This is a genomic window from Fibrobacter sp. UWB11 (assembly GCF_900143015.1).
Taxonomy (GTDB): Bacteria; Fibrobacterota; Fibrobacteria; order Fibrobacterales; family Fibrobacteraceae; genus Fibrobacter.
Genome location: NZ_FSRT01000004.1, coordinates 73,385 through 93,300 on the forward strand (window position 1 = coordinate 73,385; position 19,916 = coordinate 93,300).

At 48.1% G+C, this 19,916-nt stretch carries 17 protein-coding genes; 14 read left to right on the plus strand and 3 right to left on the minus strand.

Going from position 1 to position 19,916, the window contains the following annotated elements; all coding sequences use genetic code 11:
• Positions 1-201 precede the first annotated feature (201 nt).
• Positions 202-1,614, plus strand: coding sequence for a CotH kinase family protein (locus tag BUQ91_RS14440; RefSeq protein ID WP_074209780.1), 1,413 nt, complete (start codon positions 202-204; stop codon positions 1,612-1,614).
• Positions 1,615-1,680: 66 nt separating this feature from the next.
• Here the strand turns inward: BUQ91_RS14440 and BUQ91_RS14445 are convergent, their stop codons facing one another.
• On the minus strand, positions 1,681-3,915 hold the full coding sequence (locus BUQ91_RS14445) for a rhamnogalacturonan lyase family protein (protein WP_074209781.1): 2,235 nt from the start codon (positions 3,913-3,915) through the stop codon (positions 1,681-1,683).
• 169 nt (positions 3,916-4,084) lie between these two features.
• Complete coding sequence (locus BUQ91_RS14450) at positions 4,085-6,475, minus strand: DUF4859 domain-containing protein (RefSeq protein ID WP_074209782.1); 2,391 nt, start codon at positions 6,473-6,475, stop codon at positions 4,085-4,087.
• A 193-nt stretch (positions 6,476-6,668) separates the two neighbouring features.
• Here BUQ91_RS14450 and BUQ91_RS14455 point away from each other — a divergent pair, with 193 nt between their 5' ends.
• From BUQ91_RS14455 to BUQ91_RS14475, 5 genes are all read left to right on the plus strand, one after another.
• Positions 6,669-7,520, plus strand: coding sequence for a TIGR02147 family protein (locus BUQ91_RS14455; RefSeq protein WP_074209783.1), 852 nt, complete (start codon positions 6,669-6,671; stop codon positions 7,518-7,520).
• Positions 7,510-8,901, plus strand: a complete 1,392-nt coding sequence (locus BUQ91_RS14460; RefSeq protein WP_074209784.1) for a LamG domain-containing protein — start codon at positions 7,510-7,512, stop codon at positions 8,899-8,901. The genes BUQ91_RS14455 and BUQ91_RS14460 overlap by 11 nt, the downstream gene beginning before the upstream one ends.
• Before the next feature lie 117 nt (positions 8,902-9,018).
• A complete protein-coding gene (locus BUQ91_RS14465; protein ID WP_254842387.1) occupies positions 9,019-9,828 on the plus strand; it encodes a TIGR02147 family protein in 810 nt (269 codons plus the stop codon).
• Positions 9,828-11,054 carry a carboxypeptidase-like regulatory domain-containing protein gene (locus BUQ91_RS14470; RefSeq protein ID WP_074209786.1) on the plus strand — a complete coding sequence of 409 codons (1,227 nt, stop codon included), beginning with the start codon at positions 9,828-9,830 and terminating at the stop codon, positions 11,052-11,054. The genes BUQ91_RS14465 and BUQ91_RS14470 overlap by 1 nt, the downstream gene beginning before the upstream one ends.
• Before the next feature lie 27 nt (positions 11,055-11,081).
• Positions 11,082-12,977, plus strand: a complete 1,896-nt coding sequence (locus BUQ91_RS14475; protein WP_074209787.1) for a glycoside hydrolase family 5 protein — start codon at positions 11,082-11,084, stop codon at positions 12,975-12,977.
• Between the two features lie 177 nt (positions 12,978-13,154).
• Here BUQ91_RS14475 and BUQ91_RS14480 read toward each other — a convergent pair whose 3' ends face one another.
• The gene (locus tag BUQ91_RS14480) at positions 13,155-14,846 is read right to left on the minus strand and encodes an Ig-like domain-containing protein (RefSeq protein ID WP_254842388.1); all 1,692 of its coding nucleotides are present in this window, start codon (positions 14,844-14,846) and stop codon (positions 13,155-13,157) included.
• Positions 14,847-15,133: 287 nt separating this feature from the next.
• Between BUQ91_RS14480 and BUQ91_RS14485 the strand changes: the two genes are divergently transcribed.
• From BUQ91_RS14485 to rnc, 8 genes are all read left to right on the plus strand, one after another.
• Positions 15,134-15,589: a PIN domain-containing protein gene (locus BUQ91_RS14485; protein WP_074209789.1), complete on the plus strand. Its 456-nt coding sequence runs from the start codon at positions 15,134-15,136 to the stop codon at positions 15,587-15,589.
• Entirely contained in the window at positions 15,579-15,800 is a 222-nt protein-coding gene (locus tag BUQ91_RS14490; protein ID WP_074209790.1) for a hypothetical protein, read from the plus strand. The genes BUQ91_RS14485 and BUQ91_RS14490 overlap by 11 nt, the downstream gene beginning before the upstream one ends.
• 39 nt (positions 15,801-15,839) lie before the next feature.
• Positions 15,840-16,367 (plus strand): YceD family protein, encoded by a 528-nt coding sequence (locus BUQ91_RS14495; RefSeq protein WP_014546668.1) that lies wholly within the window; start codon positions 15,840-15,842, stop codon positions 16,365-16,367.
• 2 nt (positions 16,368-16,369) lie between these two features.
• Positions 16,370-16,558: a 50S ribosomal protein L32 gene (gene rpmF, locus BUQ91_RS14500; protein WP_014546669.1), complete on the plus strand. Its 189-nt coding sequence runs from the start codon at positions 16,370-16,372 to the stop codon at positions 16,556-16,558.
• A gap of 14 nt (positions 16,559-16,572) precedes the next feature.
• A complete protein-coding gene (gene plsX / locus BUQ91_RS14505) occupies positions 16,573-17,556 on the plus strand; it encodes a phosphate acyltransferase PlsX (protein ID WP_072830149.1) in 984 nt (327 codons plus the stop codon).
• Between the two features lie 194 nt (positions 17,557-17,750).
• Complete coding sequence (gene fabG / locus BUQ91_RS14510) at positions 17,751-18,479, plus strand: 3-oxoacyl-[acyl-carrier-protein] reductase (RefSeq protein ID WP_014546671.1); 729 nt, start codon at positions 17,751-17,753, stop codon at positions 18,477-18,479.
• 47 nt (positions 18,480-18,526) lie between these two features.
• Positions 18,527-18,766, plus strand: a complete 240-nt coding sequence (acpP, locus tag BUQ91_RS14515) for an acyl carrier protein (protein ID WP_014546672.1) — start codon at positions 18,527-18,529, stop codon at positions 18,764-18,766.
• A 211-nt stretch (positions 18,767-18,977) separates the two neighbouring features.
• On the plus strand, positions 18,978-19,790 hold the full coding sequence (gene rnc / locus BUQ91_RS14520; RefSeq protein ID WP_072830150.1) for a ribonuclease III: 813 nt from the start codon (positions 18,978-18,980) through the stop codon (positions 19,788-19,790).
• Positions 19,791-19,916: the final 126 nt, after the last annotated feature.

The following is a 19,916-nucleotide window of genomic DNA, read 5'->3' on the forward strand; positions in this document are numbered from 1 at the left end:
TAGAAACAAAGGGACTTGCTCGCGGAACTTATCTAGTTCGCATCCACGGCAAAAACGTGCAAAAGACATTCCGCATCAACAGGGAATAAGCGAAGGTATATTAGAAGCAGGAAAGCCCATTTAAACACCTTTTACACGGAAAATTTCAAGATTCCTTGTTTTAATCAACAAAAAATCTATTTTCCTTTAGAGGTGTTGTTTATGGGATATGTTTGTAACTTTGCGAAGGGCGTTGCCCTTCTTTTCCCGCTATTTCTTTTTGCTTGTGGAAACTCTGAATCGGTGAATTTCATTTCGCCGAACGAATCGCTCGTTTCGTTTGGCGGCGAAGCCCAGAGTTCGTCCAGTGAACTTTTGCAAAGTTCATCTTCTTTGACGATTATACAGTCCTCGTCAATAATCACGCAGTCGTCCTCCTCATCGGTAATCGCGCAATCGTCATCTTCGCGGGTTCCCGTACAATCCTCATCTTCGGTTCTCCCATCGCCTCCCAATAACGGAGTCCCTTACATTCGTATTATAACTTATGATTCTGCAAATGTCGATAGCGCCTACGCTCTTTGTTCTGTTGAAATTGCTGGGAACGGAATTTATGAGGATTTAGCCCCTGCAAGTGGTAAAATCCGAACTCGTGGAAATTCTACGCGCCTCTGGTATCCTAAAAAGCCTTACCGCGTCAAACTTGATGCAAAGACTTCTGTTCTCGGACTCCCTGCCAATAAAGATTGGGTGTTGCTTGCGAATTATCGCGATCAAAGCAAATTCATGAATGCGGTTGCTTTTGATATGGCGCGTTACATGGGGAGCTTCGCTTTTGTGAACGCCAACCGATTTGTCGAAGTTGAAATCAATGGCGAGTATATGGGCATCTATCAACTTACCGAGCAAATTGAACATGGGGTATCGAGAGTCAATACGGGTAATGGAGGGGTATTGCTGAGTCTTGACAAGGATGATGGACCGGAACTTTCGCCGAGTGCCACGAATAATTTCTATAGCAAAATTTACAAGTTGCCTGTTGCCGTCAAGTACCCTAAAAATGTGACCGCAACGCAAATCGATACCATATCTGCGAACCTTGCAGTTTTGGAACAGGCCATTGCAAATTCCGACTATGACAGCGTTCAAAAACTCATGGATATCAGCAGCTTTATGGATTTTCTAATCTTGCAGGAATTGACGCACAATGTTGAATTAGAAGCCCCGCGCAGTATGTATTTGTATAAGGATTCTTCGGGTTTGTATCACATGGGGCCTGTATGGGATTTTGATGGTGGGTTTGCTTATAGCTGGGATGAAGATACCAAGAAATACTTTGTTGATCAGGACTGGATTTTACATAGAAATCGGGCGGTTTCCGGATTCTTTATAAACTTGTTTGCAAATGAAAATTTCCTAGCTGATTACAAGGCTCGCTGGGGTCAGCTTAAAACAAGTATTCTGGCTGATGTATTTTCAAAGCTAGACGATTATATGTTGCAAGCACAAAAGGCTCTTGAAAATGATGCGATAAAATGGACACCTGTCCGCAGTTACATTGACGAAGTTCAAAGCCTCAAAAGCTGGCTTACTGAACGCGTGAACCGTTACGAGTCGGCTTTGCAAAAATACTAGTTAACAAAAGTTCTCCCCTCGACATTCGCCGGGGGGAGGATGGGTTGGGTGTTGGATTAGCTTTCGTTATCTTGTTAGATAAAAACCACGATGTTTACGTTGTTTCACAAGACGTCCTCGCAAATCATAAACGTGTTCAGAACCGTTCAGCAAAGCTCTTTTCGCACGAGGCTTTAGCGAAGTTGTTTTAGCATTCGGATCGTCAATGGTAAATTTCCCGCTGCGGGTTGCTTCGCCGTATTCCGCATCGCCACCCTTAGTCGTAATCGTGTAGGTGTACTCTCCGCTGACGGTTGGCGTTCCGCTGAAGTATAGCGAATTTGTCTGTGCGTTCCATTTTGCGCTTACGCCTGCAGGGAGGTTTTTGACTGTTGCACCATCGGCATTCTGAATTGCAAAAGTGAACGGGACAATCGAATCACCGAGTGCGATAGTTTGACTGCTGGATCCTGCGCCTTGCTTGATAATCGCGGCGGGTTTCGGTGTATGATCGCCGACAAGCGTAATATCGGGCGTCGGGAACTTGTCCTTGTTACCGTACAGCCAGAATCCCAAATGTGGAGGCTGGTTGTAGGCTGTGTTTTGCCAGCTCATGCCGAGACGGTAAATCGGGTCGTGCGCAAGCGTGTACATACGGTGTTCCGTCGGAATGGTGGTCGTGTAGATGTAGAGCTTGGAAGCTCCATCATGCAAAATGACTTCTTCGCGCCAGTCGCCTAAAATATCACCGCTAAAGTTCGGCGTAGCCTTGGTGGTGTTGCAACTGTTGCCCTGCATCTGAAAAAGCGTATTGCTTTGTTGTTTGGCGTGGTCCCACTTGCTGATAGTCGTGTTGTCCAACAGTTCATCAAGTAAGTCACTGTCCCAATAAATGCGGAAGTTATAAGCGGGGCGCTTGTCTGCTTTCCAAATTTTTCCTTTTACGGTATAGGTGTTCCAGTTGGCGGCAGACCAAAGTTCGTGTCCGCGGTTTAGTGAATCTACGTCACCTGCGACGCCGCGCCCGTTGTCCCCGGAGCTCGTTTCGCTAAAAAGCAACTTGCCGGTGCGGGCATCGTGCAAATCGTAGCCGTAGGGTTTTTCTTCGTGAACTTGCCAAACTTCAAGACCGGGATTATCGGGGTCGAGATCGCTCAAGTGCATGGCATCGCCGTGGCCCTTGCCTGTGCGGTACATGAATTTCCCGTTGTGGTCAACGGCGCAACTTCCTTCAATGATTTCATCAAAGCCGTCGCCATCCACGTCGCCTGCGGAAATGTTGTGATTGCCTTGCCCGTAACATTCCTGTCCGCTTGTCGCTGCGTTGTAATACCAGCGTTGTGAAAGTGTCTTGCCATCCCAATCGTAGGCGGTAATTGCCATTCGGGTGTAGTAACCGCGCTGGAAAACCATGCTTGGCTTTTTGCCGTCAAGGTAGGCGTTTGTTGCGAGGAATCGATCCACGCGGTTGCCGTAGCTATCGCCCCAGTTTTTGACGGTGCCACGGCCGGGGTTGTAATCGACCGTCGCCATTTCCTTGCCGGTTTCGCCGTTGAAAATCGTGAGCCATTCAGGTCCCGAAAGAATATAGCCGTTCGAGTTTCTGTAATCCTTGCTGTGGTCGGCGCCTTTTGCAGAACCGAGTGACAAATAATTGCCGCTACCGTCCTTTGTTCCGGGCGCTGTTTTTACGGCAAATTCTGCCTTGCCGTCGCCATCATAGTCGCCCACGAGCATCTGCGTGTAGTGAGCTCCTGCGCGAATGTTTACGCCGAGATCGATGCGCCAAAGTTTTTTGCCGTTTATTTTGTAACAATCAATGATGACTTTGCCTGTTTTTCCCTTCTGCGAATTGTCCTTGGAATTACTCGGATCCCACTTGAGAATCAGCTCAAATTCTCCATCGCCGTCTACATCGCCTACCGCGATATCGTTCGGGCTGTAGGTGTAATCGCTCCCACCATTCGGACGGTCAAGATTTACGGTCAGATACTGATTACTCCAAACAGAAACTGCAGCGTCAGCCGCTATTTCTTTGCCGCCGACAACAGCCTTCACGGAGTATTTGCTCGATGCTGTTCCTTTTGTATCTGTGTAGTTGCTTGCCTGTGAACCCGTAAAACTAGCGATTTTCTCGCCATCGCGGTACAGGTTAAAACCGGTCGTATTGCCGTCTGTTCCGAGAACTCGCCAACTGAGGAAAACTCCGTTAGTCGTCTTTACGGCGACCAAGCCGCGATTCAGCCATTCCATCTGGCGAGCCGCCTGCGCACTCCCTAGCCCAAGCGCTAGGGACAATCCCAAACACCAAATTTTGTTCATATCCTATCCCTTTTATTAGCCGAAAAACCAAACAACAATAATCCGGCAAGATTAATATAAACCTGGATATTGGTGGTGTGCCTAATGAGCTCGATTTCTCGTTGTCTGCGGACAACTACGTAAAAAAGCACCCCGGCGAAAACGCCGAGGTGCTGTGCTTTTTGCTCGTTTATCTTGTGATGTTAATTGGTCTTGCTTCGCGGTAGCTACCCGTTGTGATTTTTACGATGTAGGTGCCGCGCGGCATTTGACTCATGTTGAGCGAGCGCGTGTGCGTGCCTGCGTTTTGCATTCCCGTGATTTCTTGTGCGAGCAATGCTCCGAATCCATTGAATAGGCTTATCTTTACATTGTCGCGATGCGGAAGCGTATAGCTGATTTCGAGATACCCGTGATGGAGCGCTAGGTTCATGTGTGTCGAGACTTTGTTGAGTCCGTACATCAGTGCCGTGGTCTTTCCGCTTTCGTCGCTTCCAGTTTCGTTGGTGATGCTAATCGTGACTTTGAAAAGAACCGTTTTCCCGTTGTAAGCAAGTCCCTGCGTAAAGCTGTGTTTTTCGCCGTTGCTGACTCGGTTGGGATAGTGGCCTATTGCGAGTGTACCGCTTGATAAATCAGCTTCGCTGAATACATAGGCGGTTTCGCCCCATTCAACGACTTTGCCATCTTTGCTAAACCAGTGACCAGGTTCTTTTGCGGTGCTGTTGGTGACGATGTTTCCATCGCTTTCTAGTGCGAAGAATTGTGCCTGTGTGAGCGTTGTTGTGGTAAGACCGAGCTTCTTCGCGACTTCGCTAGCGTTGAATTTTGCAGAAACGGTGGCGTAGTTGTCGTCAATCGGGAGTGTCGCTGTGATGTTGTATGTGGTTGCGCCGTCCGTGATGATTTTTGCGGAACTGCTGGAATTCGCGGGCTTTTCACTGCTGCTCGAAGATTCCGACGATACGGAACTGCTCGAACTTGTCGGTGCGTCTCCGATTTCAGGCCACTTGTAATCCAGTTTAAAGTCGTTGTAATACTTGACGTTTGCCGCTCCTGCGCCGCTTACGCCTGCTTCGGGCTTCAACTTATAATCGTAATGCAGCTTGCGAATTCCCGTGTTGCCGGTGTACTGGTAATCGGTATTCACGATCACCGCAAAGACCATCGGCGTGCCGTTCGTCGAAGAAGGCGTCTTGTCCAGGCGAAGCGTCGCGGAACCTTCGCCCGTAATGGGTTCGCTGTACACAGGTGTACCGTCAGTTGCGCGGTAGCACAGCAAGAAGTTCATGTTCTTGTTATTGGAATTCGCGCCGTTCGGGTAGAAACTCACCGTCACTTCTTTAGCGCCGTTTTGCAGCTTCAGCGGAACCACGTTCGAGCCCGACCATCCCGGAGTCGTTTCCTGATTCGGAACAAGGTAACCGTTGCTTTCCGTCACCGTCTGGTAAGGCGTCATGGTCCAGGTGTAGCTTTTCCTATTGTTGTCCCACATGTCCTGTTCCCAGTAGGTGTCGCTTCCAAAATGCTGGTTCAGCAAATTCTTGATTTCGCCGGACCATTTTTTCATGTCAAGCATCGCAAGCCTTGCGCGGAATTCGGTAATGAGCCTGCGCACGCCCGCATCGCCAAGGCCCTTGTCGAGGCCGTAGGTTTCGAGCAGGTATTTGGTCTTGCCGTAAGCGTTTCCGTAAATCCAGCGCACCGCACCCGTGCCGATCCACGTGCCGATAAACGTCGGGAAAATGTTGCTGTACTGCGAGCCGCCCAGCAGGTAACGCTGATTCTTACCGGTCACTCCACCGCCATCGGCGCCGCCACCAGGGCCACCGAAAGTACCGTCAATCAGCCAGCCCGAATAAGTTTCAATAGGCATAAACGGCGCAATGACCGTCGCCGCGTTCAAGAATCCCATACCGCTGTAAACACCGTCGCGGTGGCTGAACATATCTTGCTGAATCCAGGTGTTGCCCGCTTCTTGGAACCAGTGCGCATCCTTTGCGCCGGGGTAACCGTTCGTCATCGAGTGTATTCCCTCGTGAATCATCGCATCCATCTGCGCCACGCGATCGCGGTAAGGGCAACTTGTGTTAAAACTGTAAAGCGGGTAAAACGAGGCCGCCACGGCCGTGTAGCCCGCGACCCACGTTTGCCAACCGCCCGTAGTATCCGTCTTTGCGCCACCGGCACATGTCCCCGAACCGTAGTAATAAATGGCGCTGTACTGGCCTTCTTGCGCCTGGGCGTCCGGCGCCCATCCCATCTCATTGTACAAATACTCAAAATCGGTATCGTACTTCTTAAGAATCGAATCAATCGTCACATCGGTAATGCGGCTGTCGCGATCCTTGCCCCAATAAAACGCCCACCACTTACCGGCCTTCTTTCCGGTAACGCCCGAACAATTGTTGTTGAACTTGGTCGGCGGCTTGATTTCGCCTAGGTTCGATTTGGTATCGTAATCCAAATCTGAACGATAGCTGGGCCAAGTGTAGGCATCGCCAGGTGCCGCGTAAACGTTAATGCTTAGGGCGAACGTCAATGCCGTGCCCGGAATCCATCCCAAACAACATTTTCCCATAACACACTCCTGTTTTATGCTATTCAGAGAAATAATTTTTGGTGCGCTCTCATGCAAGTTTTTAAGAAAAATGGAATGTTTTTCCGTGTTAGAAGTGTGTAAATGTGTAAGAATAATTAATGAAATATATTGATTTAATTGTAATTTTGCTTATTTTCTTGATTTTTGTGTAAAAATATTCTAGTTTAAAACCATGTGCATTGCGCTTGAACATCTGTTTGACTATGACGACTTCCGCAAGTTCCTGCAAGACTATTTTGAGGAACAGAAGAAAATGCGGTCGGTGTTTTCGCATCGATTTTTTGCAGCAAAGGCTGGCTTCAGTAGCTCTTCTTATTGTCTGAATGTTATCCGTGGCCGTTTCAATTTGACTCCGAAATCCATCGAGAAAATTTCAAAGGCGATGGAATTTGAACCGTTGCAAAAGACGTATTTTGAGGCGCTGGTGCAGTACAACCAGGCTCAACAAGTTGCCGAACGCGAACACGCTTGGAACCAGATTGTCCAAATTCGCAAGCAGATAGAATTTACGCATGTCACGACGCGTGAACAGGGGTATTTTGAAAAGTGGTATTACCCGATTGTACGCGAATTGGCGGTATCGTCGGATTGGAAAGGTGACTTCCGTGTGCTTGCGCGTTCGGTTGTGCCGCAGATAACGACGGATGAGGCTCGCGATGCGGTGAAAAAGCTGCTGGAATGGGGACTCTTGAAAAAAGAGGGTGAACGCTATGTTGAAACATCGCAAATGCTCGATGCTTCGGAAATCCCGTCAATGGCGTTGCGACGCATCCGTCATGAATATATGCAGCATGCGATGGGCGCCGTGGAATCTATGCCCAAAAACGAACGCTTTGCGGCGTTCACGACTCTTGCGATGAGCGAAAAATCCTACAATTATGCGGTAGAGGTGCTGGAAGAAGCCCGCAAGAAAATTATTGCCCGTGCGGCAAATGATTCGGAAGTGGAACGCGTTTACGAAATGATGCTTGTGGCGTTCCCGATGAGCAAGAAAATAGGGAAGGAGGCGGAAAATGAAAAATAGACAAGTTTATCTAAAGTTGTCGCGTAATTGCGTTGCGTGCGTGATGTCGCTTGCGTTTTCGTTGTCGTTCCTAGCTTGCTCGGATAGCGATGATGTGGCCGGTGGAGTGACCGATATCGGAAATTCAATTGCGGATTTGTCTGATACGCTGAGGTATTCCGGTGTAGTGCAGGACTTGCAGGGACGTGCTGTTCCTGCTGCGCGTGTCGTTGCCTACTTGGATAATTCGAAAGAAATTGTGGATTCGCTTGAAACGGTCGCTGATTCTACAGGGTTCTTTAAGCTAGGTCCGATTTCAAGGATCTCGGCGAAAGGTTCTCCGCGTTTCTATGCGGAATCCAAAGGGCTGTCCGGTTTGCGTGGCGATGGACTTTCTTCTGTAAGGAAGGATACGATTTGTATTGGTCCGCATAAGACTGTAAGCGGAAAAATTGCCGGGGCGACTTCTGGTTATATGCGCATTCAGGGAACGCATTTGCGCTCGCCTGTTAGTGAAGATGGCTCATTTGCGTTCGATTCCATTCCGGCGGGCTTTAGAATGGACCTTGTGTACATGCAGAATGATTCGGCTATCGCTCAGTTCGAATTCACGGCACTGGAATCGAAGGATTCGCTTAAGTTGCCTGAACTTTCGGTCAATGGGGAATGGCTTACGAGCAACGATATGCCTGTTATTGCGGAATACTATAGTTTCCATTATTACCTTCCGGATTATTATTATCTCCCGAATGGGTATGGCGACCCGGAAATTGAAGTTTATCTCGGCATGAACCGCGATATCAATGTGCTCAACCATGATTCTTCTGTTGCGGAAAACGTAAACTATGTAGATGGTTTGAGTGGCAAGGCGGTGCTTTTGGAACCGGGACAATTTATCGACTTGGATACGCTTAATCCAACGGGCGGCGACTTTACACTTTCGCTTTGGACCAAGTGGAATGGCCCCAACGGCGAACACCAGGTGTTGTTTTGCCAGCGAGCTTATTGGAGTGATTCTACATCGCGATTCCAGTGGCATTATGAGGTGAAGAGCGGAACGTTTGCCGTAATGAAGGGTATGCCGGACTACCCTGGGGCGGTGTATTTCGGGGATTCAGCTTCCGTGCCTGTCGGGGAGTGGACTTTCCTTGTGCTCGTTTCCAAGAATCACAAGGTGAGCATGTATGTGAACGGTAAAGCGGTAGCAATTGCGGGTTCCGATGGAACTGAATTTGTAGGGGAATTTGTGCCGAACGAGCTGAATCGTAATGTCCCCTTCCGCATCGGTGGCGATGAAATCGAGACTGAAACTTGGAATGGTGTGATTGACGAAGTTCGCGTTGAATCAATCGCCCGCAGTCCCGAGTGGATTGAGGTCATGTACAAGCAACTGAAGCCTTAAAATGTGTTTCCAAAAATTATGTATTTTGTAAATTATATATAAAAATTTACATTGAAAAATTGATGATAATTGCTTATATTTGGAAGTATGATAGATGTTTCCAAAATTAGTGTATTTATGTATTTTGATTACCGCGATTTTATTCGCGCTGTTTTGGAAACTATGCAGTCAAAGGGGCTTTCGCTCCGTGCTATTCAAGAAAATGCGGGTGTTTCCGGTTCTGCGTTTTTCAGCCGAATCCTAGATGGCTCGCGCCCGCTGTCCATTGCGAATGCGAAAAATATCGCCAAGTCTTGGGGACTTCCCGATGATGAATCGGATTACTTTCTCGATTTGGTGCGCTTCGGTAACGAAAAGAATGTAGATGTACGCGAAGAATTGTTGCGAAAGCTCCTTGCGGTCCGTGCGAACAATCAGGAATTTGCTCTGCAGGATTCTTCGCTCAAGTTTTTCTCGAAATGGTACTATCCCGTGTTGCGCGACTTGCTCCCTCTGCTTCCGCCAAATATGCCGGCGGAAAAAATTGGACGCATGTTTACGCCAGTGCTTCGTGCACCTCAGGTGGAAAGTGGTATTCGCTATTTGATGGAATCGGGATTCGTTACGTTAGATGAAAATGGTGTATATCGTGTGGAACAGCCTATTGTTTCAACTCCGCCTCGCGTGCGTTCTACGATTTTACGCAAATACCATCTGAAAAATCTTGAAGTGAATAGTGAAGTTTATGATCTGTTCACAAGTGATGACCGCAGCGTTACGAGTGTTACGTGCAGCTTGTCTAAAGAAAGCTTTGAAAAAGTCCGCGAAGAAATTGCGAAACTTCGCGAAAAAATTCTTGCGTTATCTCGTGAAGAGAAAAATCCAGACCGTGTTTGCCATGTAGGGTTTCAGTTGGTGAACCGCGCCAAAGTCAAGGAGGTAAAGTAATGTACCTCCGTAATGTTTTACGAAAACTGGTTTGGGTATTCCCTTTGGGTGTTGTGACTTTTGTCGCAATCCTTTGTATTTCGCTTGTTGGCTGTAGCGGAAATTCTGACATCGCAAACGGCACGGGTAGTAATGCTGGTGAAACTGAAATTGCAGGGATTATCACGGCGACAAATCATGGGAAACCTTTGGTGAATGCACTTGCCCGTGTGTGGATTTTGGACGAAGACTCCATGCATGTGGCGTATGAAGATTCTTTGGATAACAATGGTGTTCTTGAAATTAGGTCCGCTGTTCTTGGTGAAAAAGCGCCTGTCCAGCTTTTGGAAACGCGTTCGGGCGACTCGTTATCTACAATGCGCTGGGTCAATCTCGAACGTAGTCCCGAACAAACCCTTTCTATTGCGGCAAGTGAGACTCTTAAGGGTTCGATAACGAATAACGGTGTTGCTGTAGAAGGTGCAACTGTTTCCATTTTGGACAAGTCCGTCGTTACAGATGTAAACGGAAACTTTGAATTTAATGATTTGCCTGCGGGCGTGCATTATGCTTTTGTCGAAGGCTATTTTGGAAAGTTCTCGTACCAGATGGAAACCGGATTGAATGAAGGTGCGACAACGAACAACATTAATCTCGCAGATAGCATTTTTACGGTTGTCGAAGATTTTGAAAACTGGAAAAAACAGACATTTATCGGAAAAAGTTTTGGACAGGGCTGGTGGTTTATTTGCACAGACTCGTTGCAGGGTGGCGGAAGCCGTGCAAGCGCGGGTGTCGATAGTGAAAATCTTTTTGTTTCTGGCGATAGCGCCAAAAGTGGAAAAAGCTTGCACGTCTCATTTGATATAGATGAGAAAACTCCGGGGCATTATGGAGTTATCGGTTTTACGATTGGTGACGATTTTGATAAGGCAGAAATGTTTGCGTTCTATGATTTGCGTAAGGCGACTGCAATTTCGTTTGATGCCAGAGGTTCTGGAAAAATCTCGTTGCAGATTGCTAAACGCAGCGATAAAGGCGAACGTGAATATCACGAATCGTACTTTGTGACGCTCACGGAAAAATGGGAACATTTCACGTTTACGGCAGATGATTTCGATACAGAACTTATTGCAGTCAATGCAATCAACATTCTCGTTATTGACGATACCGAAATTTACCTTGACAATATCCGCTTTGACGGTATTTCGCCCAGTATGTGGCCGAGTCTCGGGATGCGTTTTTAAAATTCTTTTTCACGTATAGGAGAGAGTATGAAAAAGTCAAAAATGGCGATTGTCGCCTTGTGTGCGTTTGCCTTTGTGGGTAGCGCATTTGCAACAATTCAGCCCACGCGCGTAGGCCCCGTAAGTCAATACGGTGCTTTGCAAGCCGGCAAGAATTCCGCTGGCGAAGGCCGCATTTATGGAAGCGTGCAAGGCGTCAAAGATGGAGCCGAAGTTCAGGTGCGCGGAATGAGCCTTACCTGGAGTATCTTTTGGCCAAACGGAATGTCGTTCTACGGCAATTCCTTTATTGATTCGCTTGTAGGCGAGTGGAATGTTGAACTTGTTCGCTCTGCAATGGGTTCCGTTGGAAATTGGGGACAAGGGAATTACAAGACTCGTCCTGAATATTATTCCGCACAAATGGACACGGTCGTACAGGCGGCTATCAGAAACGATGTTTATGTTTTGGTGGACTGGCACAGTGAAGGTGGCTATTATAATTGCATTCACAAGGGTGTAAAACCGAAGTACGAATTTAACGATAATAAGGCTTGCTTTACGGCAAGTGATGCCGCGAAATTCTTTGGAACCATGGCTCAGCGTTATGGCAAATACCCGCATGTGATTTTTGAAATTTACAATGAACCTGTGAGTGAAAGTTGGAATGACCTCAAGGCTTATGCTGATACAGTTGTTCAGGAAATTCGTAAATATTCGGATAACTTAATTGTTGTAGGGACGCCGATGTGGTCTTCTGCGGCTGGCGATGCTGTTGCAAATCCCGTCGTTGACAAGAATGTTGCTTACACGCATCATTTTTATGCCAATATGCATAACATCAATGAAACATCGACTAGCCAGAATGCAAGCCCGAACAAGGCTATTGCTGCGGGTCTCAGTGTTTTCGTGACCGAATGGGGCTGGGTCGAAAAAGATATCAACGATGCCAAGACCAAGGCGAATGCCGATGCGTTCCTGAAATGGGTTGACGAAAAGAAACTTTCTACCGCCAAATGGGATGTCGAAAAACCGTATCTTGAAGATAATGATGACGACAACTATATCAAGGCGAACGTTCTTCCGCAAAAGACGACTTACACAAAGAACCTTGATTGGGCTTCGCAAATTAACGATGATCTCCCGTTTGCTCTCAAGACGACATCGACAGATGCTACCGGAGAATGGAGCTTTATTACGGATGTGAGCGGTAGCGATGAACAGGGAGACCACGGTAATTCTAGTTTCGAAGATAACTCCGAAAACGGAATGGTCAAGATGGATAAAATCAAGCTTGATACGGTCGGCACGGCTTTTGACTATGCACCTTATGTGAATGCCGATTTTACTTTCAATTTTGATATTTCCAAGTGCAAAATGTTCAGCTACCGCTATAAAGGTACGAACCATCAATTTGTAGCCTATAGCGATTGGAATACGTCTACCGAAATTCTCGGTCAGGGACTTTGGGATTATCCGTTTGTCGGGATGCCTTATTCTCCGGAATGGACAACCGCTTATGTGGATTTTGGCTGGATGGTCAATAATGGCTGGCAGGCTGATGTACCGACAATTTTCTCTACAAAGTTGACGACGGCGCTCCGCTTTAGCGTTACCAACGTTGCGTTTGGCGATTATCTCTGGATTGATAGTCTCAAGTGCGTCGAAGATGTGTCCAATTACACGGTTATGGAAATCCCGGACGTTTTAAGTATCCCGACGGCGAGAATGGCTGCTCGCAATTTTGTTCGCGTGAATACTGACGGCTTGAATATCGTTGCGACGGGCGTTAAGAATGGAAGCCATTATTCGCTCTCCAATGTTCTTGGACAAACTTTGCGTGTGGGCGTGGCGAAAGCGGGCAATTTCTCGATGACTGCGCCGCGTGCTGGTCGCTACATTCTCCGCATTGGAAATTCTGTCTATCCGGTAACGGTAAAGTAATATTCATCTTTCTATTAAATCTTAGAATTGACTTTGTCAATAAAAAGCACCCAAGCCGAGAGTCGCGGGCAAGCTTGCTTGCCCATGACCGAGGCGCAGTGCTTAGAATTGACTTTGTCAATAAAAAGCACCCCGGTATTTCCTGAGGTGCTTGATTATTTGAATCGATGAGAACAGTTAAAATAAAACCCTGTACGGAATTTGTTTTTCGAAGCGGCGGCCTTTGAGGTCGTGGAACGTGTTCTTGCGCATTTGAGGCACGTTGCGGATTGCGCGCGCATTTTTGATCGCTGTTGTTGAATCTTGCGCTGTCTTGCTAGAGTCTTGTGCCGTTTCGCTGGAGTCTCGCGGCTGTTCCGGCGGCTCGCTTGCGTTTGCGGACTTTTCGACGAGTATTTCTATGCGGCCTGTGTATTCGGTGTTGTCGTTCCCTTTGACCGTGTACTTGAACGAGGCAAGTCCCTTGTAATTCTTGTCGGGGGTGAATCTTGCGGTGTAGCCATCTTTCTGCAATTCAACCGAGCCGTTTTCTGCAGCCGATACGGTGTAAGACGGTTTTACTTCTTGGAATCCGCGAGTGATTGTACGCAGGTCAAAATCGAGCGTCCCGTTGCCTGCGACTTGTGCATGCATGGCGCCGAGCCAGTTGATGTACTTTTCAATGCGCACATAGCCGTCGCTTTCCTTGACCATGGCGTCGTCTTTGGCGACATCGTAGCCCATCGCATTTTCGAAGTAGTCGGGCATACCGTCTTTGTCGCCATCTGTGGCTGCTTTCCCGGCGATGACTTCACCCCAGCCGTTGTTGGTCTTGAAACCCATGGCGCCTACGGATTTTACGAGTGCGCCTTCCTTGCCGAGCGTGCCGACCTGGTGCCAAATGAGCGAATCGATGTCGTCGTAGGGGAGGACTCCGCTTTGCGAGGTCACGTAGCGCCAGGCGCTTGCCGCACTCATCATCGGGCCCTTTGTCGTGAGCTCGTTCCACGGATTTTTCAGTTCTTCGCCAGGTCCCTGGTAGTAATAAATGCTTGTCGGGCCGCCATTGAGCACTCCGTCGCGGTTCTTGTCGATTAGGTTTCCGTTTGCGTAAATGCTCTGGTTTTTATCGACCTGAAACCACTCGTTTTTGCCTTCTGGACCATAGACAAAGTAGTTGTTGATGATGTCGTGCTTGAATTTGGCGCTAGTGTGTGTCGTGAAACCGGCTTCGAAATTGTAAAGAATGTTGTTGACGAAAATGTCGTTGATTTTGTCAAGCGGATTTCTGTTGTGCGTGTTCACGAACGCGTTGTAGTACCAAGCCCATGTGCCGTCAATGGATTCGATGTGTGCGCCGAACTGCTGGCCAATCGGGTTTGCAATGAGCGAATTCTGTACCGTGATGCCAGTGACACGGTGATCGGCGTTGTCCGAAGAGCCTCCGAAGTTATTCCACGGAGCAAGTTCCACCGAGCAATGGTCCACGATGACATTTTTGGCATCGTAGAGGTTGAGCGCATCATCCTTGGTGCTGGCCGTGTTTTCGCCTGGGCGGATACGCAAGTAGCGGATAATGATGTTGTTCTGCTTTCCGGTCGAAAGTTTTCCACCGTGGATGGCAATGCCCTCGCCTGGGGCGGTCTGCCCGGCAATGGTGATGTTCGATTTGATGGAAACGGCGGTCTTGATGTTGATGATGCCGCCTACATCAAAAACGACAATGCGGTTCCCTTGGCTAACCGCATCGCGGAATGAGCCTGCGCCGTCATCGTTCAAGTTTGTTACATGGTAAACTGTACCCGCGCGGCCACCCGTTACGTTTGCGCCGAAACCAAGCGCCTCAGGAAACGCAAGCGGCTCGGCACTTGCGTATATACACCAAAACAAAGACCCGCAAAGTGCCGAAACCGCAAAATTTCGCTTAAAACCAAAAGAATATCCCATAAACAACCCTTATATTGCAATATACTGAAAAAATACCATTGTTTTGAAGAAAACAATCTACCATTATAATAAATAGTTGTCTATAGACAACGGCTACTTGCGCCCTTCAAAATAGCTGATTAATCAGTGATTAAATCGATTAATCACTTTTTGCACTAAGTTTAAATTGCCGTTTTTTGGCCTTAAAACGCCAATTTTTGCATTGGCATAGAATTTGCAATTATAGCAGTATGAAAGTATATCTAGATAATTGCTGCTTTAATCGTCCTTACGACAATCAAAGTTATTTGACTATATCCATAGAGACTCTGGCTAAATTGCAAATTCAGGCGCTTATAAAAGCGGAAAAGTTGATGTTAGCATCGTCTTTTATCCTTGAATATGAAAATTTCTGCAATCCATATCCCGATAGAAAGGCTGCTATTCAACAATTTTTAGATGAAAATGTGGTGGACTATGTGGGGCGAAATCTGTCGGACCAGGTCGTTTTAAATGCAAAAAAAATTATGGCGACGGGTGTAAAAATGAAAGATGCTTGCCATATAGCATGTGCAGAAATGATGAATTGTGATTATCTTTTAAGTACGGACAAGCGGATGTTGAAATACAAAAGTGAATCCATAGAATTGTTAAACCCTATAGAGTTCATAGATTTAGTGAGTGGAGGTTTTGAAAATGATAACTGAAATTACACCACCAGCTACTATTGAATTATTAAATAGGGGAATGGAATGTTTAATACGCGAAATGGGAATTGTCGAGGCGGAGTATTTCATAGCCGCTGTGCAAAGGGAACGTTTCGACTATACCAAGTGGCAACGCGAGCATTTTGACAAAGCTGATTTGCGCGCTTTCGTAGATAAAGCCTCCTCTTTTGCTGAGGAAAACGGGAAATAACTTGACCCCTTTCTTGCGTTTTACTACATTTGTGCCACTTTGAGAATAAATATCGCACAAAAACTTACTGATTCCGAAGACCAACGAGTGGTCTGGTCCCATGCCGACGCTCCTGAAATCTTCGACGAACTGCACCTCAAGGGCGATCTGGTAGCCGAGGTGCTGGTTAGCCCCGAAGGCAACGGCAAGTGCCTTGTGACCGGTACTATCTCTGGAGTGCAAACACTCACTTGTGTCCGCAGCCTGGATCTTTTTGACCGTCCGTTCGAAACCGAGATTGTTGTCGAGGTGGAGCGCGGAGCATGCGCTGCACAGGAACTTCATGACGACGACGATGATGTTTTCGCCTATACGATTCCGCAGACACAGGACTTCGTAGATGTTTCCGAGTGCGTCCGACAGCTGGTGACCCTACAGGAACCCATTGCGCCCGTGAAAAATCCTGACGAAGATTTTATCTTTGTAACAAACAATCAAGCTGGCGACGGTGCCGATGCTGAAAAGCCGCTCGACCCCCGCTGGGAAAAACTCAAAGCTCTTAAGAGCAAAATGGAAAACAGGAGTTAAAAATGGCAGTACCTAAGAGAAAAACTTCGACCGCTCGTCGTGACAAGCGCCGCACCCACTGGAAGATGGAAGTGCCGGCTATGGCTACCTGCGATCATTGCGGTTCCGTGAAGCGTCCGCATCGCGTGTGCCCGGTTTGCGGCTTCTACAACGGTGTGGAAGTTGTTGACATGAAGGGTGCCGAAGCTTAATCTAGGAGGAATCCGTGATCAAAGTTGCACTGGATGCCATGGGAGGCGATTACGCCCCGAGTGTTTGCATTGAAGGCGCCGTTAGCGCAGTCAAGAAAAACCCCAATATTCATGTGGTTCTCTGCGGACCGGAGGCCGAGGTCAAGGCTTCTCTCGAGAAGCTTGGTTACACCGGCAATCAGATTTCCGTAGTTGATGCTCCGGACCTCGTGGCAATGGATGAACATCCTGTCATGGTGGTCAAGAAGAAGCAACATTCTGGCTTGGTGACTTGCGTTGCCTTGCAGAAGAAAGGTCTTGTGGACGCTTCCGTCAGTGCCGGTAACTCTGGCGCTATGATGGCTAGCTGCCTCATGATCCTCGGTAAGACTTGCGACGAGTTCTCTCGTCCGCCTATCGGGGTTGCACTTCCGACAAAGGATCGCCGCATTGTGTTGGTCGATGGCGGTGCAAACGTTGATGAACGCGCTTCCACTCTCGTTGACTTTGCCATTGCAGGTTCTGCATTCGCCGAAGCTTTCCTCGGAATCGAAAATCCGAAGGTTGGCCTCTTGAACATGGGCGAAGAAGAACATAAGGGCCCGGCTGTTCTCCAGGAAGCTTACCAGCTCCTCAAGTCCGCTCCGGTTAACTTTATGGGTAACATCGAAGGCCGCGACCTCATCGCAGGTAAGGCCGACGTTGTCGCGACTTCTGGCTATACGGGTAACGTTGTGCTCAAGCTCCTGGAAGGCTTCTTCGAAATGCACCAGGAAATGTTCGGCACAATCGACACTCCGGCTGGCAAGCGCTTTGCCGAAATGTGGGACTACCGCGCTACGGGTGGCGCCTTGTTGCTTGGCCTCAATGGCATTGGCATCATCGCTCACGGCCGTTCTGACGCTCTCGCTATCGAAAAGGCTGTTGAAGTGGCTGCCAAGTATGCCGAAGCCGACGTTGCCAATAAGGTCAACGCTCGCCTTGCTGCAATCAAGTCCGAGGAAGCTCCTAAAGCATAGCTTTTGTCTGCATTAAGACTTTAGTTGCAATTAGACGGATCTAGTGAACGCTAGGTCCGTTTTTTTTTATCTTGAGTAACAAATAAATATGCTTTGGACGAACCGTCTGGCACTGGTGGTGTGACGGCTATTCTAAGCTTAAATCATTTGTATTCACCCATGACACTTAATGTCATACAGGAGGTCAATTTATAATGCCTACGAAGTCTATTGTGACTGGCGCATCTCGCGGTATCGGTCTTGCCATTGCAAGGGAACTTGCTGCTCGCGGCTCTGACGTTGTTCTTATTTCTCGCGGTGGCTGCCCGGAACAGGCCGAAGCTATTGCCAAGGAATTCGGCGTCAAGACGTTCACGTTCGCATGTGACGTGAGCAACTCCGACTCTGTGAAGGACGCTTTCAAACAAGCTATCGACGCACTGGGTGGCGTGGACTGCCTCGTGAACAACGCTGGCATCACCCGTGACGGTCTCGTACTTCGCATGAAGGACGAAGATTTCGATAACGTTATCGCAACGGACCTCCGCTCGACGTTCCTTTGCACCAGAGCCGTCCTCAGGACGATGATGGGCGCTCGCAAAGGCAGCATCGTGAACATTGCAAGTTTGAACGGTATCAGAACTCAGGCTGGCCAGGCCAACTATGCTGCTGCTAAGGCTGGCGTCATCGGTATGACCAAGTCCAACTCCATGGAATTCGGCTCTCGCGGCATTACGGTGAACGCTGTCGCTCCGGGATTCATCGATACGGATATGACCGCCGCCATGAGTGAAGAAACTCGTGCAAAATATGCCGCCCAGATTCCGCTTGGTCGTCTCGGTCAGCCGGAAGATGTTGCCAAGGCAGTCGCATTTTTGGCCTCCGACGATGCCAAATACATTACCGGACAGGTAATTGGTGTCGATGGGGGCTTGAACGCTTAACAACATTTTATTAAATTTGGACAAAACTTTTTCCCATGGAGAAAAAAATGAACGAAGAAATTTTCAAGAAGGTCACGGACGTGATCGTTGCTAAGTTGGAAGTCAAGGCTGAAGATGTCAAGCCCGAATCTGAATTCGGTAATGACCTCGGTGCAGACTCCCTGGACCGTGTTGAACTCGTGATGGCTCTCGAAGACGAATTCGATGTCGAAATCCTCGATTCCGACGCTGAAAAGTTCCAGAAGGTTTCTGACGTTGTTGCTTTCCTCGAAGCACACAAGAAGTAATCTAGTTTTACTTTAGCCCGCATCCGTTGGGCAAAGAATGAGCTTTGGGTCCCCGGTTCTGCCGGGGATTCTTTTTTTGGTCATTAGTAGTTAGTCAGTAGTCATTAGTTGCTTGTTGTTCGTTCTTAGTTGTTGCTAATAACCATTGACCAATGACTAATAACCAAATACTACATTTCATCTTGCATTTTAAACTATTAAGGAGAATCTGTTGGAAGATCAAAATCTGCTCCACAAAATCCTAAAACTCTGGTTTCGCCAGAAGTCCGGTGACGGGCTTGAGGCTAAGCTTGGGTATAGGTTCCGCGATCCAGAACTGCTGGCTCATGCACTCGTCCACCGCTCGTTCCTTGTTGGCAAGGATGTTCCGTACGCAAGCAACAACGAACGTCTGGAGTTCCTCGGCGATTCCGTTCTCAACATGCTTACGACGGAATATTTGTACAGGACGTATCCGAGCGATCCGGAAGGCGAACTCTCCAAGCGCAAGAGCGCGATTGTTTCGGGACACGCCTGCGCCCAGTCGTCCAAGGAATGGAACTTGAGCGAATACGTGAAAATTGGAAAGTCCGAGGCCAAGATGGGCGGTCGCGGCAAGGAAAGCATCCTCGCCGATGCCTACGAAGCAGTGCTTGGCGCCGTGTATCTCGATGGCGGCCTCGAAGAAGTCCGTGCCATTTTGAACAAGTTCCATTTCCCGCGCGTACAAGAAATCATCAGTGCAACCGACTTTGTGAACTACAAAAGCGAACTTCTGGAATTTTGCCAGGGCAAGTTGCGCTGCTCTCCGGAGTACGTGATTGTCGGTGAAGAAGGTCCGGAACACCAGAAGGTGTTTACGGTCGAAGTCGTCGTGAATGGCAAATCGTATGCCCGCGGTCAAGGCCCGAACAAGAAGAAGGCCGAACAGGAAGCCTCCCGCTTGTCGCTTGAAACGCTCAAGGCCGAAGCTGCCGAAGCCGATGCTAAAAAAGCCGCTGCCCCCAAAGTCAAGCAACCCGCACACCACGTCGGATTGCCGTAGAAAAAGGTGTTAGGTAGTAGGTAGTAGGTCGTAGGAATAATATGTGCACTTCGTGCATCAAAAAAAGATGGCGAAGCCATGATTATAATCCTAAAACCTAACCCCTAAAACCTAATCCCTAATTTT